The organism is Rhizobiaceae bacterium (assembly GCA_023953835.1).
In the GTDB taxonomy this organism is placed as follows: Bacteria; Pseudomonadota; Alphaproteobacteria; order Rhizobiales; family Rhizobiaceae; genus Mesorhizobium_G.
This window is the reverse complement of record JAMLJB010000003.1, coordinates 141,083-158,370: the sequence shown is the minus strand read 5'-3', so window position 1 is coordinate 158,370 and position 17,288 is coordinate 141,083. Positions and strand designations below refer to the sequence as shown.

21 protein-coding genes are annotated in these 17,288 nt (G+C 62.4%); 11 read left to right on the top strand and 10 right to left on the bottom strand.

Annotation, left to right across the window (positions count from 1 at the left end; all coding sequences use genetic code 11):
- Positions 1 to 2: 2 nt before the first annotated feature.
- The 4 genes from M9924_20795 to M9924_20780 are packed head-to-tail and all read left to right on the top strand — an operon-like array spanning position 3 to position 5,005.
- On the top strand, positions 3 to 755 hold the full coding sequence (locus M9924_20795) for a TrbG/VirB9 family P-type conjugative transfer protein (GenBank protein MCO5066816.1): 753 nt from the start codon (positions 3 to 5) through the stop codon (positions 753 to 755).
- Positions 755 to 1,966: a type IV secretion system protein VirB10 gene (gene virB10, locus M9924_20790; protein MCO5066815.1), complete on the top strand. Its 1,212-nt coding sequence runs from the start codon at positions 755 to 757 to the stop codon at positions 1,964 to 1,966. Before M9924_20795 ends, virB10 begins: the two co-directional genes overlap by 1 nt.
- A complete protein-coding gene (gene virB11 / locus M9924_20785) occupies positions 1,947 to 2,978 on the top strand; it encodes a P-type DNA transfer ATPase VirB11 (GenBank protein ID MCO5066814.1) in 1,032 nt (343 codons plus the stop codon). The genes virB10 and virB11 overlap by 20 nt, the downstream gene beginning before the upstream one ends.
- Positions 2,975 to 5,005, top strand: coding sequence for a type IV secretory system conjugative DNA transfer family protein (locus M9924_20780; protein MCO5066813.1), 2,031 nt, complete (start codon positions 2,975 to 2,977; stop codon positions 5,003 to 5,005). The genes virB11 and M9924_20780 overlap by 4 nt, the downstream gene beginning before the upstream one ends.
- On the opposite strand, the gene panC is transcribed toward M9924_20780, so the two are convergent.
- Together panC and panB are read right to left on the bottom strand one after the other, a co-directional pair.
- A complete protein-coding gene (gene panC, locus M9924_20775; protein ID MCO5066812.1) occupies positions 5,002 to 5,892 on the bottom strand; it encodes a pantoate--beta-alanine ligase in 891 nt (296 codons plus the stop codon). The genes M9924_20780 and panC overlap by 4 nt on opposite strands.
- Positions 5,889 to 6,734, bottom strand: coding sequence for a 3-methyl-2-oxobutanoate hydroxymethyltransferase (gene panB / locus M9924_20770; GenBank protein ID MCO5066811.1), 846 nt, complete (start codon positions 6,732 to 6,734; stop codon positions 5,889 to 5,891). Before panB ends, panC begins: the two co-directional genes overlap by 4 nt.
- A gap of 596 nt (positions 6,735 to 7,330) precedes the next feature.
- Between panB and M9924_20765 the strand changes: the two genes are divergently transcribed.
- Entirely contained in the window at positions 7,331 to 7,798 is a 468-nt protein-coding gene (locus tag M9924_20765) for a MucR family transcriptional regulator (GenBank protein ID MCO5066810.1), read from the top strand.
- A 224-nt stretch (positions 7,799 to 8,022) separates the two neighbouring features.
- Here the strand turns inward: M9924_20765 and M9924_20760 are convergent, their stop codons facing one another.
- From M9924_20760 to M9924_20750, 3 genes are read right to left on the bottom strand one after another with little or no spacing between them, the layout of a single operon-like run.
- Positions 8,023 to 8,280: a hypothetical protein gene (locus tag M9924_20760; GenBank protein MCO5066809.1), complete on the bottom strand. Its 258-nt coding sequence runs from the start codon at positions 8,278 to 8,280 to the stop codon at positions 8,023 to 8,025.
- 34 nt (positions 8,281 to 8,314) lie between these two features.
- The gene (locus M9924_20755) at positions 8,315 to 8,536 is read right to left on the bottom strand and encodes a hypothetical protein (protein ID MCO5066808.1); all 222 of its coding nucleotides are present in this window, start codon (positions 8,534 to 8,536) and stop codon (positions 8,315 to 8,317) included.
- A gap of 9 nt (positions 8,537 to 8,545) precedes the next feature.
- Positions 8,546 to 10,063: a hypothetical protein gene (locus tag M9924_20750; protein ID MCO5066807.1), complete on the bottom strand. Its 1,518-nt coding sequence runs from the start codon at positions 10,061 to 10,063 to the stop codon at positions 8,546 to 8,548.
- Here M9924_20750 and M9924_20745 point away from each other — a divergent pair.
- Together M9924_20745 and M9924_20740 are read left to right on the top strand one after the other, a co-directional pair.
- Positions 10,028 to 10,543 (top strand): hypothetical protein, encoded by a 516-nt coding sequence (locus M9924_20745; protein MCO5066806.1) that lies wholly within the window; start codon positions 10,028 to 10,030, stop codon positions 10,541 to 10,543. The genes M9924_20750 and M9924_20745 overlap by 36 nt on opposite strands.
- Before the next feature lie 18 nt (positions 10,544 to 10,561).
- Entirely contained in the window at positions 10,562 to 10,783 is a 222-nt protein-coding gene (locus M9924_20740) for a hypothetical protein (GenBank protein ID MCO5066805.1), read from the top strand.
- A gap of 251 nt (positions 10,784 to 11,034) precedes the next feature.
- Here M9924_20740 and M9924_20735 read toward each other — a convergent pair whose 3' ends face one another.
- Positions 11,035 to 11,388, bottom strand: a complete 354-nt coding sequence (locus tag M9924_20735) for a MobC family plasmid mobilization relaxosome protein (protein ID MCO5066804.1) — start codon at positions 11,386 to 11,388, stop codon at positions 11,035 to 11,037.
- A 316-nt stretch (positions 11,389 to 11,704) separates the two neighbouring features.
- Between M9924_20735 and M9924_20730 the strand changes: the two genes are divergently transcribed.
- From M9924_20730 to M9924_20720, 3 genes are all read left to right on the top strand, one after another.
- Positions 11,705 to 12,406, top strand: coding sequence for a ParA family protein (locus tag M9924_20730; protein ID MCO5066803.1), 702 nt, complete (start codon positions 11,705 to 11,707; stop codon positions 12,404 to 12,406).
- Positions 12,403 to 12,759: a hypothetical protein gene (locus M9924_20725; GenBank protein ID MCO5066802.1), complete on the top strand. Its 357-nt coding sequence runs from the start codon at positions 12,403 to 12,405 to the stop codon at positions 12,757 to 12,759. The genes M9924_20730 and M9924_20725 overlap by 4 nt, the downstream gene beginning before the upstream one ends.
- A gap of 174 nt (positions 12,760 to 12,933) precedes the next feature.
- The gene (locus M9924_20720; protein MCO5066801.1) at positions 12,934 to 13,437 is read left to right on the top strand and encodes an XRE family transcriptional regulator; all 504 of its coding nucleotides are present in this window, start codon (positions 12,934 to 12,936) and stop codon (positions 13,435 to 13,437) included.
- A 119-nt stretch (positions 13,438 to 13,556) separates the two neighbouring features.
- On the opposite strand, the gene M9924_20715 is transcribed toward M9924_20720, so the two are convergent.
- Positions 13,557 to 14,117 (bottom strand): hypothetical protein, encoded by a 561-nt coding sequence (locus M9924_20715; protein MCO5066800.1) that lies wholly within the window; start codon positions 14,115 to 14,117, stop codon positions 13,557 to 13,559.
- Positions 14,118 to 14,621: 504 nt separating this feature from the next.
- Here M9924_20715 and M9924_20710 point away from each other — a divergent pair.
- Complete coding sequence (locus tag M9924_20710) at positions 14,622 to 14,900, top strand: WGR domain-containing protein (protein ID MCO5066799.1); 279 nt, start codon at positions 14,622 to 14,624, stop codon at positions 14,898 to 14,900.
- 123 nt (positions 14,901 to 15,023) lie between these two features.
- Here the strand turns inward: M9924_20710 and M9924_20705 are convergent, their stop codons facing one another.
- From M9924_20705 to M9924_20695, 3 genes are all read right to left on the bottom strand, one after another.
- Positions 15,024 to 15,299, bottom strand: a complete 276-nt coding sequence (locus M9924_20705) for a hypothetical protein (GenBank protein ID MCO5066798.1) — start codon at positions 15,297 to 15,299, stop codon at positions 15,024 to 15,026.
- Positions 15,300 to 15,364: 65 nt separating this feature from the next.
- On the bottom strand, positions 15,365 to 15,688 hold the full coding sequence (locus tag M9924_20700; protein ID MCO5066797.1) for a DUF736 family protein: 324 nt from the start codon (positions 15,686 to 15,688) through the stop codon (positions 15,365 to 15,367).
- Between the two features lie 760 nt (positions 15,689 to 16,448).
- The gene (locus M9924_20695; GenBank protein ID MCO5066796.1) at positions 16,449 to 16,982 is read right to left on the bottom strand and encodes a hypothetical protein; all 534 of its coding nucleotides are present in this window, start codon (positions 16,980 to 16,982) and stop codon (positions 16,449 to 16,451) included.
- Positions 16,983 to 17,288 lie beyond the last annotated feature (306 nt).

Genomic DNA, 17,288 nt, shown 5'->3' with positions numbered 1-17,288 from the left:
CGATGGCCGCGCAGACGCCGAAGGGCGGTTCCCTCGACCCACGGGTCACCAGCGTCACCTATCAGGAGAACAACGTCGTCCAGGTTTTCGCGACCTACGGCATCTCGACCATGATCATCTTCGACGAGGACGAGAAGTTCGAAACGATCTCGCTCGGCGACACGGAAAGCTGGCAGGTCGTCCCAGCCGAGAAGGGCAACATCCTGTTCGTCAAGCCGATCGCCAAGGACGTGGTGACGAACATGAACGTCGTCACCGACAAGCGCATCTACTATCTCGAACTGCACGATTTCGCGCCCGAGGCCGGCCGCAAGGTTTTCGGAATCCGCTTCCACTATCCAGAGAAAAACCTCAACGCCGCCTTGCGCCAGGAGGCCGAACAACGAGCTGCCTGGCCGAACATCTCGGGCATCGACAAGGCAAACGTCAACATCGACTATTCGTTCTCCGGTGATGCCCGGCTGAAGCCGCTCATGGTTTTTGATGACGGCAACAAGACCTTCTTCAAGTTCGACGACCAAGTGCCCGCGATTTTCGCGGTCAACTCGGATTTCTCCGAAACGCTCCGAAACTTCCGCAGGGAAGGGGAGTACATCGTCGTCGTCGGGACGGCGACGCAGTTTACCTTGCGGGATGGCGATCAATGGATCTGCATCTTCAACCTCAGAAAGCCGGATTTCGCGGCACCCGACGCCGCAATCCTCGGGCCGGTCGAAGATGACAAGGCAAAACGCCGGCGTCGGAGCGGAAACTGATGAAGCGTTCACCCGAACTCGAGGCTCTCGGTCAGGGCGACGATCCCGTCATTGCCGACAACTCCGTTCGTCGCAAGCACCTGGTCGGCGGTGCGGTTCTCGTCCTCCTGGGCCTAGTCGCCGGATATATGGTTCTTGCCGGCCGGCAACCTCCGGTTCGCGATATGCTCGAGGGCGACGAGGAGTTCACCACCACGACGTTCCGTCCTCCGTCCTTCGTGCGGGAGGGCGAGCCGGAACCGCCGGAGCCGGAGATCGTCCAGGTTCCGCCGCCACCGCCGCCTCCCCCTCCGGCCGAAGAACCCGACACGACCGAGTTCGAGGTTCCACCACCGCCTGTTCCCGGCACACCCTCGCCGCCGGAAGTTGTCGAAGCCCCGGCTGAAGAATTTCCCGAGCGTTTTCGCTCGAAATTGGTCGTAATCGATAATGCAACGGCCAACGGGCAAGGCAGCTTGACGGGGAACGAAGGACCGGGGCTCACCGTCGCCGGTGAGGATCGCAGCAGCAAGTTCCTGGCCGCGGCATCCAGCATTGGTGACCGGGGCGCTAAGGCAAGAAAGATCGAACGCATCGATGCGCTTGTACCGGAAGGCACGCTAATCCCCGGTATTCTCGAGACGGCAATCGTCAGCGATCTGCCGGGCCAGGTGAGAGCGATCGTCTCGCAGGACGTCTACTCCTTCGACGGCCGACGCATTCTGATCCCAACCGGCACCCGCCTCATTGGCGAGTACCAGTCCGAAATCACGCGCGGCCAGACGCGAATTTTTGTGGTCTGGACCCGCATGCTGCGCGATGACGGCGTATCGGTCCGGCTGAACTCGATCGGCGCCGACAGTCTGGGCCGTGCCGGCCTGACCGGGCGCGTCGACAAGAAGTTCCGCGAGCGCTTTGGAGCGGCCATTCTGCTCTCGATCGTCGGTGCTGGCGCCAGCTACCTCACCGGCTATGGCCGTGAAGCGGCGGCCGGAGATAGCGACGATGCCCAGAACGCAGAGGAACTGGCCCGCGAGACGCTCGCGCAGACTTTTTCGGACATGGCCAACCAGGCATTGGAAGATTCCTTGCGAATTCCGCCGACGATCAGCGTCAGCCAGGGCGAGCGCATCTTTGTCTTCGTTCGGCAGGACCTCGATTTTTCCGCCATGTACGAGAATCCCGTCACCGAGACGCTAAAGGAGATCCGTCGTGAACGCGGTCTCAACTGAGCTTGCCGCCGACAATCGGCACTATTTTCTCTATCGGGCGCTCGCTCCTCTGAATGCGTTCCTCAACGATCGCGATGTCGTCGAAATCTCGGTCAACCGACCGGGTCAGGTCTACGTCGAGCGTCTCGGCACCGCCCATATGGAACTTCACGAAATCCCGCTCCTAACGACGGCCGAGATCGTCAATATCGGCGAACGCGTCGCGGCGAGTACAAACCAGTTCGTCAGCCCGGCAAATCCTATCCTCAGTGCCGCACTGCCCACCGGCGAGCGGATTCAGGTCGTCTTGCCACCTGCGGCACCCGATGGCGGCACGCTATCGATCCGCAAGCAGGTCATCAGCAACTTCACCCTCGACGACTATCGTGACCAGGGATCGCTCGATCAGGTGACGGTCGCCGTCGGCGGCTTAAGCGAGACCGATGAAGCCTTGATCGAACAGCTCTCAGCCAAGGACATTTACGGTTTTATTCGAACGGCCATCGTCAATCGCGTGTCCATCCTGATCAGCGGCGGCACGTCGAGCGGCAAGACGACGTTCCTCAATGCCTGCCTCAAATCGGTCGACCCGCATGAGCGGATCATCACGTTGGAGGATACGCGGGAGCTCTTCCCGCCTCAGAACAACGCGGTACATCTGCTAGCGTCCCACGGCGACCAGGGAACGGCCAGCGTGACGATCCAGTCCCTGCTCGAAGCTTCGCTACGCATGCGACCAGACCGGCTCTTTGTCGGGGAGGTCAGGGGATCGGAGGCGTTTGCGTTCCTCCGTGCAATCAATACCGGTCACCCAGGCTCGATGTCGACTGTCCACGCGGACACGCCGCTGGGCGCCTATGAGCAGCTTGCCATGATGGTTATGCAGTCGGGATTGTCGGCGGCCTACCCGAAGGCGGATCTGATCTCCTACATCCAGAGCGTCATCCCGATCGTGATCCAGCTGCGCAGGGAAGGGGGCCGGCGCGGCGTCTCCGAAATCTTTTTTGCCCGCGGGCGGACGGATACGCTATGACCGGGTCGCTCCGCGTCTTCTATTTCGGCTTTTGCTTGACCGTCGCCTTTGCCGTCTGGTTGTTGGCCTATGGTTTCGGGTTGCAGGTGCTATATGGCGATGGTCGGATCCTGCAGGCAACCATCACCTCAAATCCGTTTGCACCGTTCCAGCAGCTTCTCACCTATGGTGACAGCAGCGTCCTGCGCGTTGTGGCGCTTGGCGCTCTGATCCCTGCGGCTACTGTCGCGGGGATCGTCGCGTATGCAGGCCTTCGGCCGAATGCGAGCCCCCTCGGTGACGCCCGATTCCAGACGATAATGACACTCCGACGAGCCGGTTGGTTCAGGAAGAAGGGCAAAATCCTGGGCCGGTTCGGGTGCCAGCTCCTTCGCGTCGACGATGATCGGCACCACCTGATCATCGGGCCGACACGCTCGGGGAAGGGGGCCTGCTACGTCGTTCCGAACGCGCTTTCGCATGAAGGCTCGATGATCGTCACCGATTTGAAGGGCGAGATCTTCCGGAGCACCGCAGGCTATCGCAAGTCGAAAGGCAACCAGGTTTTCCTGTTCGCACCGGGATCGGAAAGAACGCACCGTTACAACCCGCTCGACTTCATCCGGCCAGATCGCGGCGACCGCACCACGGACATCCAGAACATCGCCGCGATCCTCGTCCCGGAAGTTACCGAATCCGAGAATTCGATCTGGCAGGCCACCGCCCAGCAGGTCATCGCCGGTGCGATCAGCTACATCAACGAAAGCGTCCACTACAAAGGACACCGGACCCTCGGCGAGGTCACGTCATTCTTCAACAGTGGCGCAAACCTCCAGGCGATGATGACGATGATCAAGGAGCGGGAACCCTACCTGTCTCGCTTCACGATGGAGAGCTTCAACGCTTACATCGCCCTGTCCGAGCGCGCCGCCGCTTCTGCGCTCCTCGATATCCAGAAAGCGCTGCGGCCGTTCCGTAATGAGCGTGTCGTGGCAGCGACATCGGTGACCGACATGGACCTGCGCGCTCTGAAGCGCCGCCCAATCTCGATCTATCTCGCGCCCAACGTCACCGACATCACGCTGCTACGGCCGCTGCTCGCATTGTTCGTGCAGCAGACTCTCGACGTGCTGATGCTCGAGCATGCGGAGCGCTCGATCCCGGTCTACTTCCTGCTCGACGAGTTCCGTCAGTTGAAGAAGATGAACGAGATCACGACCAAGCTGCCCTACGTGGCTGGCTACAACGTGAAGATGGCATTCGTCATTCAGGACCTGAAGAACCTGGACGAGATCTATGGTGAGACATCCCGGTACTCGTTAATGGGCAACTGCGGCTACCAGCTCGTCCTCGGCGCCAACGACCAGGTGACGGCGGAGACCGTATCCAAGGGCCTGGGCAAGCGGACCGTCCGATACAAGACCGAGTCCCGCACGATCGAGCTGATGGGCCTGCATCGCCGCACCAAGATCGAGCAGCTGAGGGAGCGCGACCTGATGATGCCACAGGAGGTGCGTCAGATGCCTGTAGACAAGATGGTCATCCTGGCCGAAGGGCAGGGGCCGATCTTCGCCGACAAGCTGTGGTTTTTTCAGACGGCGCCGTTCCGGGAGATGGAAAGGTTCTCACAGGCCCACTTGCCGGAAGTTCCCGCAACCGAGTTCCTCCCGCAACGACCGGTGCCGGCGACGATGCCTGATTATGCTGGCGAAGATGTCGACTACTTGAGATCGGTGGAACAGAAAGGACCAGGAAACGAAACGGCAAAGCGTCCCGTTCGAAAACTGTCGACGATGCAAAGCACACTAGAAGGGGGAAACGATACCCAAACCTCAGCAGCCGGAGCGACATCATCGCTGATTGCTTCGGTACGACGAACACCCGACATGGTCGACGCGCGTTTCGCAAAGGCTGCCCGGAAATTGAAGACACTCGTAGAAGCGCCGGCCAAACCCGGGAGACAGCGGGCACGGGCGAACAGCTGGGCACGGGTTTTCGACGAGACAGTTCCGGACCAGTCGGAGATCGTTGAGGCCGAGGCCAGCTAAGACGCCTTCTCACTCCGCGGCGACAATATCATTCTTTCCGGGGAGGTAACTGCGAGGTTGTCGATGAGACGCGTTTCGCCGAGCCAGGCAGCGACAAGCAAGCGGGCGGGGCGGTCCAGCGCGTCGAGCGGCGCAAGATCGTCTTCCGCGCGCAACTCGAGGTATTCGACACTGTCGAAACCGGCTGCGGCAATCGCGGTTCTAGCTTGGCCCAGCGTCGCCATCACGGGGCTGCCAGAGACTAAGCGCTCCGAGGCCATGGCAAGCACCTCGGCAAGCTTCGGTGCCTTCGCCCGCTCGGCCGACGACAGCCGGACGTTGCGAGACGAGAGCGCGAGCCCATCGGCTTCGCGCACAGTGGGGCAGGCGACGATTTCGATTGGGATATCGAGATCCTGCGCCATGCGGCGGACCACGTGGAGTTGCTGGAAATCCTTCTCGCCGAAGAAGGCCAGGTCGGCGCCGGTCTGAAGAAAGAGCTTCGCCACGACGGTCGCGACCCCGTCGAAATGGCCTGGCCGGAACGCGCCGCACAGCCCCTCGCTGACGCCGGCAACCGAGACCGTCGTGGAGAAGCATTCTGGATAGATCTCCTCCGCATTGGGCGCGTAGAGCATATGCGCGCCCAGCGGTGCGAGCTTGGCCGCGTCGTCGGCCTCGGTGCGGGGATAGGCGGCGAGATCCGCCGCGCTGTTGAACTGCTTCGGGTTGACGAACAGCGTGATGACGACCCGGTCGGCCCTGCCGAACGCGGCGCGCACGAGGCTCAGATGCCCCTCGTGCAGCGCGCCCATTGTCGGCACGACCGCGACGGCCGCGCCCTCGCGCCGCCAGCCGGCGACTGTGGAGCGAAGCTCGGCCAGAGTGCGGACGATGGGCACACTCATGCTTCGCCTCCCTTTGCGACGGCCTTGGGCTCGTCGCCGAACACATGCTCTGCGGCGGGGAACCGGCGCGCCCGCACGTCCGCGGCAAAGGCGGCGACCGCTTTGTCGGCTTCCGCGCCCAGTTCGGCATAGCGCCGGACAAACTTTGGGCGGAAATCGGTGAAGGCTCCCAGCATGTCGTCCACGACGAGGATCTGGCCGTCGCAGGCTGGCGAGGCGCCGATGCCTATCGTCGGCACGACGATCTCCCCGGTGATGCGGCGAGCGAGCGCCTCTGGCACCTTCTCGAGAACGACTGCGAAAGCGCCGGCCTCGGCCACTGCGGCCGCATCGCGCGCCACGCGCTGGCCGTCCTCGCCGCAGCCCTGCACGGCGTAGCCGCCGAAGGCGTTGACGGATTGCGGGGTGAGGCCGACATGCGCCATGACCGGCACGCCCCGCGCCGCGAGGAACCGGACAGTCCCGGCGATCGGCTCGCCGCCTTCGAGTTTGACGGCCGCGCTTCCCGTCTCGGCCATGAGGCGGGCGGCGTTGCGGAACGCCTGCTCGGGGCTCTCCTCGTAGGAGCCGAAGGGCATGTCCACCACCATGAGCGCGCGCTCAACGCCGCGGCGAACGGCGCGGCCGTGCATGATCATCATGTCGAGCGTGACGCCGAGCGTGGACGGCAGGCCGTGCAGCACCATACCGACACTGTCGCCCACCAGCACCACGTCACAATGCGCGTCGACAATCTTCGCCATCGGCGTCGTGTAGGCCGTCAGGCAAACGAGCGGGGCTCCGCCCTTCATCTTCGCCACCTGCGGCGGCGTCGGTGCCAGATTCTTCCCGGTTGCGCTCACTCGCTATCCTCCCTCCTGTTTGCTTTGTTAGGCGATGTATTTGCCACAGTTGTTCGCAAATGCGAACAATTTGAGTGCAGTGCGAAGAACCATTTTTTGATAACCCGCTGTGGCCGAGGTGGAGGTGTCTCACGGCTGGGCCAGCGCGGCATTGCCCGCATCGGATTCTCGTGATGATGACAGTCCGCGGCCTTGTCGGCTGACCAACTGGCTAGTCTAGCTCGGCACCTGCGCAAAGCGAGGTGGGGAACCTGCACAGCTTGGTCGACCAGAAAGCAATCCCCTATGAGCCCCTCAGACGCTTGAGGAAGCGCCATTTCCGGGTATCACATTGTTTGAGCCGGCCGAGATCGACGCGGAGTTGCTAGAGGAGACCGCAGCTGGGCAATAGTCAAACAATATCAATAAGTTAGTTCCATAAGATAGATTCTGCGACTTAGCGTTGTGTCATGTACAAGGCAATCTACGGTAGTTCTGGATGGTTGGCCCTTGCCTGCGAGAACTGCGCCGGAGATCACCTTTCATTGTCATGCGCGGAAACCGCCATTATGAAGCTGAAATCTTCGCCGACTGCCTAACCATCACAGGGGAACCTCGTGACAGAAGAAGCTAAGCTGCAAACCGATTCCCTGATCGAGCTGACCGCCGATGTCGTGTCAGCCTATGTGTCGAACAATCCGGTTCCTGCCGTCGACCTTCCTGCCCTAATCGGCCAGGTCCACGCCACGCTTCAGCGCATCCATGGCGGGGCCTCGGTCGAGGAAGCCTCGGCCATGCAGAAGCCTGCGGTGCCGATCAAGAAATCGGTGACGCCGGACTTCATCATCAGCCTGGAGGACGGAAAAAAGTTCAAATCGCTAAAGCGGCACTTGGCGACGCATTACAATCTGAGCCCGGACGAGTATCGGTCCAAATGGGGCCTGCCTGCCGACTACCCTATGGTCGCTCCGAACTATGCGGCCGCTCGCTCCACGCTGGCCAAGACCATGGGGCTCGGCCGTAAGCCGAAGCAACCGGAAAAGCCGTCGCCGACCAAGCGCGGCCGCAAGAAGCCGACCGCTTGACCCCGCTCTTATCACTCCTGTAACGGCGCAACACCTCGGACGAATGACCGAGCTGGCGCGGGCGAGAAGCTCGATCGACCGAATGCCGCATGGACGCGATGCCATGGTTTCATGGACGCTGGCAAAGATCGAAGATCGCAAGGTCCGCGCCGCGTTTCGCACCCTCATTCGGGCACTGGCACATGGGTGACGATCAGGCGATCAGTGTTCGCGAAGACTTCCGGTTATCGCTGCGAGATTGCCCAGCCTGTTGCGTCGATAGTGATGATATCGCTTACCGCGTAACGATCATTGCTGAGAGCCACACGAGTAACGCTTTTTCCGTGCTCGACCTTCTGCCAGTAGCCGGCGCGAGGGCGCGCTACTTCCGCTCCGTCACAGGCCCTGGCGATGTGTTGATCACGCACGCCGGACCGCCGGGCGATCTCCGTCATGGGCATCGACCAGACCAGATCGTGCAGTTGCTCGCGACTTAGTTTCATCGATTGTCCTTCAGGCGCGCCTTGTGCTTGGCTCTTAGCTCAACACAAAGTCCCTGATTGGAGCAATCCAACTATCGACCGTGCGGTAGAGACCAACTAGCCACGCCTCGACGGCGCCAAGCTCGGGGCCGAAATAGATGAGGGGAGCTATTACCAGAAATGCAAGCAAGAGCCAGGTCCCTGGCCAGCGGCTGTCTTTCTCAGACAACTCTTCTGGAGGAGGACCGTACTTGTATGCCCAGTTGTCGTTCTTCATGGTCGCCTTCTACCTTTCCCGATCGTCGCGATCGCGGTCCTGACGCTCCTCGAGTTCCAGTTCGATCTGACGAAGACGCGGCACATGCTGCTGCGGTGGATCGGATCTGGCAAGTTCCGCGTCGAGGGCCGGTTTCCTTTCAACGGATCGGTCGTCGGGATGCTTTGTTCGTTGCTCGGACGGCATAGTCGCCTGCTGCTCGACCATCTGGTCATCCTGCTCCGGCGTCGAACGGACCTCCCGACCCGGATCGCGATGTTGCTCGGCTTCGGCAGCACCCTGGAACCCACCGGGCGCACCGTCGGCCCGCCGGTTTTCGCCGGCGTCGATTGAAGCAGCTTTCTGCTCCCTGTCTTCGCCCCTGTCGCTTCGCGCTTGCTCGGCGCGGGACAGTTCGATCTGATCGATCGTACGCTGCAGATCCCGATCCGATTTCGCGGCTTCGCGCATATATTGGTTGTAGCCATCGACTGCCATGTCGGCAGCCCGGTTGATTTCCCGCTCAAGCCCTGCCCGGTAGCTCGCCGTGAAGGACTGCGGCAGCTCACCCGCTTCGATCCGCTCAAGCCCCTCGCGATAGTGACTGACCTGAACGAGAACCTCGTTCGCTGTTTCGACCGCCTCCAATCCGAACCGCGCCACGGCCGCATTCCACGGGGCATTGGGATCTTCAAAACGATCGTCGCGCGAGCCGCGCGGTTTCTGCCCGCCCTCGCGGTCAACATGGCGTTCGGTGAACTCGAGATATTCCCGGCGGATGTCGACCACTTCGCGCGCGGCCGCGGCGATCTCGTCGAAGTCGGCACGGCCCGTATCGTCGAGCGTCTGCTCCACGGACGAAAGGACCGCTTCTACACGATTTTCGTAGGCCTCGAACTCCGGACGCGTCATCTCTCGCATCTGTCCATCCTCACCGTTCACGAACTCGGTCAGCTCTATCATATTGGTTATGTTTTTGACAGATTCGTTTCCGACATCTGCGAAAACACGCTCATTTTGAGTGTTCTCCGCCAATCGTTCCAGACGACGGCTCTGACGCATTGCAAAGGCGCCCTCGCGCGAGTTGCCCGCCTCTTTGGCAAGATCGCTCCAGGCTTCGGCCGCTGTCTCTGCATACTGCCGGCTGCGGTCGGTGGTTGCGAGGCTAACCTCGTTCGAGCGCTTGGCCCGATAACGGGCATGCGCCGCGGCGCTCGTTCCCTCATGCTCCGTCCGGCCGCGATAGCTGACGGGCCGGACCTGGTTGCGGGTATAGGCCGGCGCATGGGCAAAGTCGCGGCGATCGGTCAGCTCCATGTCGATACCCTGCTCGCATGCCTTCTCGGCCATAACGGAGCGCCATTCCCGGAACATCTGCGGGCTGGTGACGATCCGATCCCCGGTCTCCGAGCGCATGGTGACGATCGCATGGGCATGAATGTGTGGCCGCTTGCCGCCCTCAGCCATTTCCTTTGGATCGAGCGCCGGATCGTGAACGGCAAACACGTAGCGATGCCCCGCGAACTGTTCGCCGAGGAACTCGCGCACGGCAGCTTCGAAGGCCGCACCATCGGTGCCGGCTCGCGCCGACACGATCAGATGCATGACGTCCCTGCCCTTGCGACTGTGCAATTCCCTGCGCCATTCCTTCTGAACGAGATCGCCTGCCTGTGCGGCATCGCTGATCAGTCGGCCAGTGTCCTCGCGAACTTCCCCTTCGGTCCCAGCGAACAGTTCGCGCACACGCGCCGTGCCCCATTCCACCCCATTGCCGTACCCATGGAATCGGAACCGGGCTTCGACATCCCGGCCGGCATCGGAATCATCGAAATGCTGTTGGACGATGCCGGCAGCCTTCCGGTCGCCGGTCAGTCGCTCGCCCTCCCCATCGCGCAGTATAACGACTCCGGAGACATACAGCTCGTCAGAGGATCGCTCTCGCGCGGTGTAAGCGAACCGGCGATCACCAAATCCCGACCGCAGGATCTCGCGCAGCTGGTCATCCTGGTCGACGTCATCGTGCAGTGATGCCGTATCGATCGAAACATGGAATACGCCCAGATCCCGGCTGGCGGTGCGATTGTCGAAGAGATGCTCCCACTCGGCGCGCTGTTCGGCGAGTGCATCCCTGCCGAGCACGCGCTCGCCGCGCTCATTCTCGACGGCGAGTTCCCCGTTGCGAGACGTATAGCTCATCATCGCGCCGGCTCGCGCGCCGCCACCATAGGAGGCAAGCTTGACCACGGCTGGTTGACTGCCGCCCGCTAGTGCCGCGAACCGTGTCCGCATAGAGCGGCCGGCCGCTCCCGCGCCAACACGCGACCACCGCGCGCCGCTTCCGTCCTGCCGCCGCCGCGCTCGGCCGAAGCCGTCCAGCCCCTCCTCACCAATCCGCGCCACCCCTCCCCTTCGCGGCTCGTCCCAGTCGCTCTTTTCAGACTGGCCGAGCTGCATTTCATGCATCAACATGGCGCGCCGGCGCCCCCACTCCCGTTCGAAGGCGCCAGGAAAAAACTCCATCAGGCGCCCTCCCCGCGTCGGACGGCCGCCGAACGCCGGGTCATCTCAGTCAGCTCGGACGCAAGCGTTGTCGCTACGTTATGCGCATCCTTGATGCTGCCTGCGACGTCGCACTCAAACGGCACTATGCCGGTGTTGATGGCCCTGGCAATCTGATTGAGGTTGCCGCCGATCGCACGCATGCCGTCGGCGAGCAGGCTGAGCACCATGCGATCCTCCTCCCCGAGAAACGGCCGCACGCCAGCGCCCTCGATCGATAGCGACCGGACAAAGGCGGAAACGGTCATGTCGGCTGCGCCCGCGGCCGCCTCCAGCGCCTCGAATTCGGCCGGAGAGAAGCGGATATGCGCCACCTTCTCCTTCCGTTTCGACGCTGTCGAACTGCTTCGAACCATCGATAAACACAGCCTTGATCGTGGTGCTTGCGGCCGCAGGCCGCGGATCGAGGGCTTGTCCCTCGATCATCAGGAAAAATGTATCACATTTTTCCGTATCCTGCCAACATAAATGATAGCGATTTTTTCCAGCTATTTGCCAAGAGATCATTTTTTTGTGTCAATATGATTGTGTTTTTTCATGTTCGTGTGCATCTATATCGATGTGAATCCACGTCCACACGACCATGAATTCGTGTGTGAGTAGAAACACATTTTCATGGGAGATAGGCCAATGACCGTCGTGATCGCTGCCATCAACGGCAAGGGAGGCGCTGGCAAGACCACAGCGCTGATGAACATCGCCGGCGAATATGCCCTGCGCGGCGGCCACGTCGCCATGATCGACATGGACGCCCGCAACAATCTCATGAAGTGGTGGTCGGATTGCCAGGGGAAGGACGCCCAGCCCGAGGGCATCGAGGTCTATAGCCACAAGACGGCAAGGGGATTGGAACGCTGGATGGAGGACAACAGCGGCGCGTTCGATCACCTGCTGATCGACACGCCCGGCGAGGACACGTCGATCGTGGATCCGGTAATTGCGGCGGCCAATCTCGTGATCTCGCCGATCCAGCCGTCGAAACGCGAGGTGCTCGGCGCCATTGACAGTTTCGAGAATGTGCTGCGGGTCAACGAAGCGCTGGGAAAGACCTGCCGTCATGGCGTCCTGCGGACCCGGATCACCGTGACGGTCCGGCACACTGAACTGTACCGAAAGATCAGGCCTATCATCGAAGACAAGGTCGGAACCTATCTGTTCCGGACCGAGGTGTTCGAGCGTAATGTCTATAAGGACATCCACAACGGGATTGGCACGCTTCAGATGCAGGAGGTGACGGAGGCGATCGCCAAGGCGCGGCGGGAGACGCAGGCGCTGGTTGCGGAAGTCGACGAACTGCTCGCGAGCGAGGCAGCGACAGGACGCGCGGCATGAGCGGGAAGGAGAGCCTGTCGCTGGACGAATTCGCCACCGCCACGCGCCGGCAGCGTCCGGCGGCAAGCTTGGACCTGGATCGCGCCGGGGACGAAAACCTCGTTGCGTCGCAGAGTGCGCCAGCACCGGCGCCCAGAGAGGAAACGGGGAGAGGCGCGGCATCCAGCGAGGCGAGCAAGGCGCTGCGGCAGATGAAACGGGCGCGTATGAAAGGTGCAAGCCACTTCGTGAATGTCAACCTGGATCGCGACACGAAGCGGCGGCTGAAACTGGCCTCCTTCAACATGGATACGTCCATGCAGGCCCTTATGGAGAAGGCCATTCGACAATATTTGGACGCCAATGGATTCTGAAAGAACGTGTGTCGCGCTCGGCTTGGGCCGAGAGTCGAGTTGAAGTCTCGTCCGAATCCCTGCTAGAAACACCATCGTTTTGGCTCAAATTTTTAGAGTTTGGAGCCAATTTGGGGATTTTCTCGTCTCTTTTGACGGGGTTCGGGCAGCGAGCGGATTCGAGCGAGCCAGACAATGGCCATCAAGGACGTACAGGCTTACATCGACCGGCATGGCCTTGTCGAAACGGACGATCCCGAGGCTGGAAAGCCTATCTGGCGCAAGCCGGGATTTGGCGGAGTTCGTGGCCTTCTTGAAATCGAGGAGGAGCTGAGCCGCTTCCTGCGCGAGCGGCGGGATGCCCAGAACCTGAACCGGGAGCAGGTCGGCATGATGGTCGGCCTCCATCACGAGATTTACGCCCGGCACGAGCGGGCCGGGGCCAAGCTCAGGGTGACGCGGCTGCTGCATCTGGCCGAACTGCTCGATTTCTCGCCAATCGAGGCGATCTATGCGGCGGCTCCGCAGTTCTTCGGCGAGACCGAGCTGGAGGCGGAAACCAGGTTCAAGCTTGTCATGCGCATGCTGGACCTGCCGGCTGCTACGGCGCAGAACCTTCTCAGGCTGGTCGAGGAATTGTCGCCGGACAGCAGGGCGGCGAACGCGCCGAGGCAGCCGGAGACGAAGCGTAGGGGCTGACCGGAAGCGGGAGCCGGAACCGGCGCTATCGACCGGAAAGCGAGTGCCGACACATCACGTCGGCTTAGTGTTCGCGAATTAGAGGATCGAGGCGGCTTGCACCGCCTCGATCCTTGGCCTCATGAGCGGCCCGTTTCGGGTAGTGCGAAAATCTCGTCCGGATTGGCTCCGGTGCTTTCCCACCACGCCGCTTCCGCTTCGGCCTCGCTGTAGTAGACATTTTCGACGCTGAACCGCGCGCCGCTGATGTCCTCGATCTCGGCAATGATAGCTGCGAGACCGCAGAGCTTTTCGGCCGGCACCGGCACCGCGATCGGGACCTCGCCGTCGCGATGATGCCAGCGACCGGTGCGGAAATCGAAATATTCGTTCGTCAGATCGTCGACCAGATAATCGTCGAGGAGCGCGACTGCTTCGATCAGCCACGTCTCGTACCAGGCAGTCTGGTAGTGGTGCACGTCGTAGAATGCATCTTCTTCATCGGTCGTTCCGCGCGCTACGACAAGCGCCCGGTCGGCTGTGAGGATTCTGCGCTGCGCTTCGATCATCTCGGCGAGCTTTGTTGCCAGCCTGTCGTGGACGGTGCGAGCAAGTTCGCTGTCACAGCCGAGGCGGTTGGCGAGGACGAGGACGCGCAGACCCGAAAGCTTCGCGACAAGCATGAGATTGTTGTGTGCCATGTTATGGTCTCCTTCATCTTGATGACGGAGGCCGGCGACGGGCAAGTCGAGCATCGGGTCAAGGATCGCGTAGCGACCGCCGGAGGCGGCGCGTGGGGGAGCCGATTTTCTGACGGCGCCCTCCTTCAGGGCGACGGCTGAAAATTGGGGGCACCGCGCGTCCTTGAGGCGATGGGAGCGGCCAGTAGACTGGGACGTCAGAGAGATAGAGACCCGCATCCCCGCCAGGGGATGCGTCCATATCCGGCGACCAGCCGGCGGGGTGCGCGAGGGGTTGCCCCTCGTGGCATCAGGGCCCGGTCGATCCGAGGTCTGATGCCTCGCGAGAGGGGATCGTTACCGAAGGCGGAGACCGCGCCAGCGGGCTCCGTGAGCGGCGCGGAAGCGTCGCGAGTAGAGCCCGGTCGGCCGCAGGCCGGCTCGCCCAAACACCGTTCATTCAGCCGATGCATCAACAGCTTGAATCGATGCGGTCGGACCGATTCACAGAACTCGTTGGACGGCATGCATTACAGGCGCGACATTCACATCATGCAGATACAAGACGTGATCCACCTCCGTCGCATTGATCCGGCACGCAACATGGCACGGTTTTATCGGCTGTCGTCAGCGCTGAGCCTTTTCGGCGACATCTGTGTTGTACGCGAGTGGGGAAGGATTGGCCGGCCGGGCCGGATGCGCATCGACCTCTATGAGAAGGTCCAGGAGGCCGCTGCCGCGCGGCTTACCTTGGAGCGATCGAAACGGAGTCGCGGTTACTGCGACGCCGGCGGCATTGGATGACATTCGAACGTGGCGATTAGGACGGGCAAAAGAAGCGGCCCGCGCCGGAGGTCATCCCGGCACGGGCCTCTTCTTTGGGGCTACTTCGACTGCAGATGTCGCAGCGGTGCCGTGAGCGGACCGTCATGCGGCGGCCGGTGGGCTTCCGCCGCGATGTCGGCGGAGAGCCGAGCGATGATGTCGTCGGGAACCGGCATGGCGTCGAACCCGCGCGGCCGCGTGCAGCGCGTCGAGCGTTTCGTATTCGCGGTCGCGGGTGCCGAGCCACAGAGCGAGATCGTCGCCGCTCTCTTCAGGAAACGCCTGCAGGAAGAAAGTGCGCAGCGGTGGATCGTAGCCGATGACGGCGTCCGGATCGGAGCGGTGATCGCTGGTGACGGTGATGGTGTAGCGGCTCATGAAAGCCTCCTGATCGAGTGGAGCGAAAAGAGAGCCGGCCCCTTGCGGGGCCGGCTCTCTGCGGTTCACTGCGGGTTGTTCCACAGGATCACCTTCTTGTTCTCGTCGCCGCCCGGGGCGGGAGCGAGGTTGCCGAAGATCACGCCGATCTCGGGGGCTTCCAGCTTGACCGAGAGGTATTCCTCGCCCGAACGCTGGGAGATGCGGTGCCAGCCGGCTCCGATCTCGAAGCCCGTGCGCTTGTTGACGATGCGGTAGTCGGGAGCATCCTCGCGGGTCTTGTTGGCGTTCGGGATCAGGGTGATCGGGGCGTTGACCCGCAGCGTGGCGAACACGCCTTCCATCGAGCCGTCGGCCTTGGCGGTGAGGTTTGCGATCGTGGTGGCCATGGTACTTCTCCTTCGGTTGCATCGGGACCATTCCCGATGGCGCCAAAGGAGGGGGCCGTCCTGCTGCGGTCACTCGGCAAAAATTCTGGAAAATTCTATTTGCCGCAGTCAGCGGGCCGCACTTTCAAGGGCCCCGCTTGCGGGAAGGAAAGTGCCTGGCCCGCAAACAAAAGACCGAAATCGAATTTTGCTGAATTTTTGTCGAGCGTACCCCCAACGGGGGTTGACCGCAAAAGCAGGCGGTCCACTACAAAGGCGACATGACACGGGATTGGTCCGGATGTGAGCGCAGGCGACGAACCCCAGGCCACCATCGCAGATCCACCACGCCGGGCGCGGCGGCAAACGGGTACGCGTTTTCCCCGCCTGCGGATATGCCTCTCCATCGCCCTCCCGAAGCCGACCGGCAAGCGCGGAGGTTCCCTGCCCCCGTCTTCCTTCAAGCGCCCGGCTTCGCGGTCGCGGCAGGCTGGTGATGCTCGGCTCCGACGCCGGCGAGGTAGTCCTTGGTCAAGCGTGGCGGCCGGGAACGCGCTGCCTGATCCGCAACCGCCCTGCCCTTGGCGCGACGGACAGGTAGGATGCCTCTGTGGATCGCCTCGGGAGGCGGCAACGGGCTGGTTCGCAGGGGGTGGCTCCAACAGGGGCCGGCGAACGATCGCCGCAGCCATCGCAAGCTCCGCGGGGGCGGCCTTCGGCCGGGTCGGGGCCGTCGGCTTGAACCGCCCGGTCGCGGGCCGGTCAAGGTGGCTCGCCACAATCAGGCTTCCAGTGCGAGGCGTTCATCCGCCGTCATGCGGCCCTCGACCGCGCGGCGAGTGTCGGGGCCAGAATGTTGGAGCATAGCGCGCCAGTCCGAAGTATCGTGGACCGTCGCCACGGTGCCGCGCATCGTATCGTAGACGACGCAAGGCCTGCCGGTCACGGCAAGGCGCAACACGTTGAGGCAGGTGCCCGGCGATCTGCCGTCCCAGACTATCAGGCCGAAGTCGGCGCGGCGGGCCATTTCGCGGTCCTTCCCGGCGTGCACGCCAAAGCCTTGTGCCCCATCCGGTGGTGGAATGTGATAGGCGGCCCAATCGCCGAGATTGTTGCGTGGTTCGACCCAGGCATGGAAGACGCCGACATGTTCGTAATCGTAGCCTGCGAGCAGGCCCTGCATCTCGGCATCCGCTCCTGGCGCGTCGCCGATCAGGACGCCGTGCTCGGCCGCGACGATCGCGCCGATCCGTTCGATCGCGGGAGGCGGGAGCTCGAAGATATCGCGCGAACCGCCCAAGAATATCATCGCCATGGTCGCTTTCCTTTCTCTCAAATCAACCGCCTCGCCCCGGCTCTCCTCTCCCTTTCCCGCGCGAGGGATCGTCACCGAAGGCCGAGACGGCGTAGCCAGCTCGGGGAGCGGCGGTACGCCGCGAGTAGAGCCCCGCCGGCCGCAGGCCGGCGCGCCGGACCGGATTGAAGGAGAATTGAGCCCCGCGCGCAACTGGCGCACCTACAGCCTGGCTGTGCTGAATTCGGCAGGCCGGGACGGATGTGGGCACACGAAGAACCCGACCGCGAACGGTCGGGTTCTTCGACGTGGCAAAGGAAGGCGGCG

Excerpts from the sequence above, each read along its gene's own strand:
- M9924_20700 (MCO5066797.1), bottom strand. The coding sequence starts at position 15,688 with ATGGCCACCACGATCGCAAACCTCACCGCCAAGGCCGACGGCTCGATG.
- M9924_20795 (MCO5066816.1), top strand. The coding sequence starts at position 3 with ATGGCCGCGCAGACGCCGAAGGGCGGTTCCCTCGACCCACGGGTCACC.
- M9924_20705 (MCO5066798.1), bottom strand. The coding sequence starts at position 15,299 with ATGAGCCGCTACACCATCACCGTCACCAGCGATCACCGCTCCGATCCG.
- panC (MCO5066812.1), bottom strand. The coding sequence starts at position 5,892 with ATGAGTGTGCCCATCGTCCGCACTCTGGCCGAGCTTCGCTCCACAGTC.
- M9924_20780 (MCO5066813.1), top strand. The coding sequence starts at position 2,975 with ATGACCGGGTCGCTCCGCGTCTTCTATTTCGGCTTTTGCTTGACCGTC.
- M9924_20760 (MCO5066809.1), bottom strand. The coding sequence starts at position 8,280 with ATGAAACTAAGTCGCGAGCAACTGCACGATCTGGTCTGGTCGATGCCC.
- M9924_20745 (MCO5066806.1), top strand. The coding sequence starts at position 10,028 with ATGCCCCGCGAACTGTTCGCCGAGGAACTCGCGCACGGCAGCTTCGAA.
- M9924_20725 (MCO5066802.1), top strand. The coding sequence starts at position 12,403 with ATGAGCGGGAAGGAGAGCCTGTCGCTGGACGAATTCGCCACCGCCACG.
- M9924_20755 (MCO5066808.1), bottom strand. The coding sequence starts at position 8,536 with ATGAAGAACGACAACTGGGCATACAAGTACGGTCCTCCTCCAGAAGAG.
- M9924_20715 (MCO5066800.1), bottom strand. The coding sequence starts at position 14,117 with ATGGCACACAACAATCTCATGCTTGTCGCGAAGCTTTCGGGTCTGCGC.
- virB10 (MCO5066815.1), top strand. The coding sequence starts at position 755 with ATGAAGCGTTCACCCGAACTCGAGGCTCTCGGTCAGGGCGACGATCCC.
- M9924_20710 (MCO5066799.1), top strand. The coding sequence starts at position 14,622 with ATGCATTACAGGCGCGACATTCACATCATGCAGATACAAGACGTGATC.
- M9924_20720 (MCO5066801.1), top strand. The coding sequence starts at position 12,934 with ATGGCCATCAAGGACGTACAGGCTTACATCGACCGGCATGGCCTTGTC.
- M9924_20740 (MCO5066805.1), top strand. The coding sequence starts at position 10,562 with ATGGAATACGCCCAGATCCCGGCTGGCGGTGCGATTGTCGAAGAGATG.
- M9924_20695 (MCO5066796.1), bottom strand. The coding sequence starts at position 16,982 with ATGGCGATGATATTCTTGGGCGGTTCGCGCGATATCTTCGAGCTCCCG.
- M9924_20730 (MCO5066803.1), top strand. The coding sequence starts at position 11,705 with ATGACCGTCGTGATCGCTGCCATCAACGGCAAGGGAGGCGCTGGCAAG.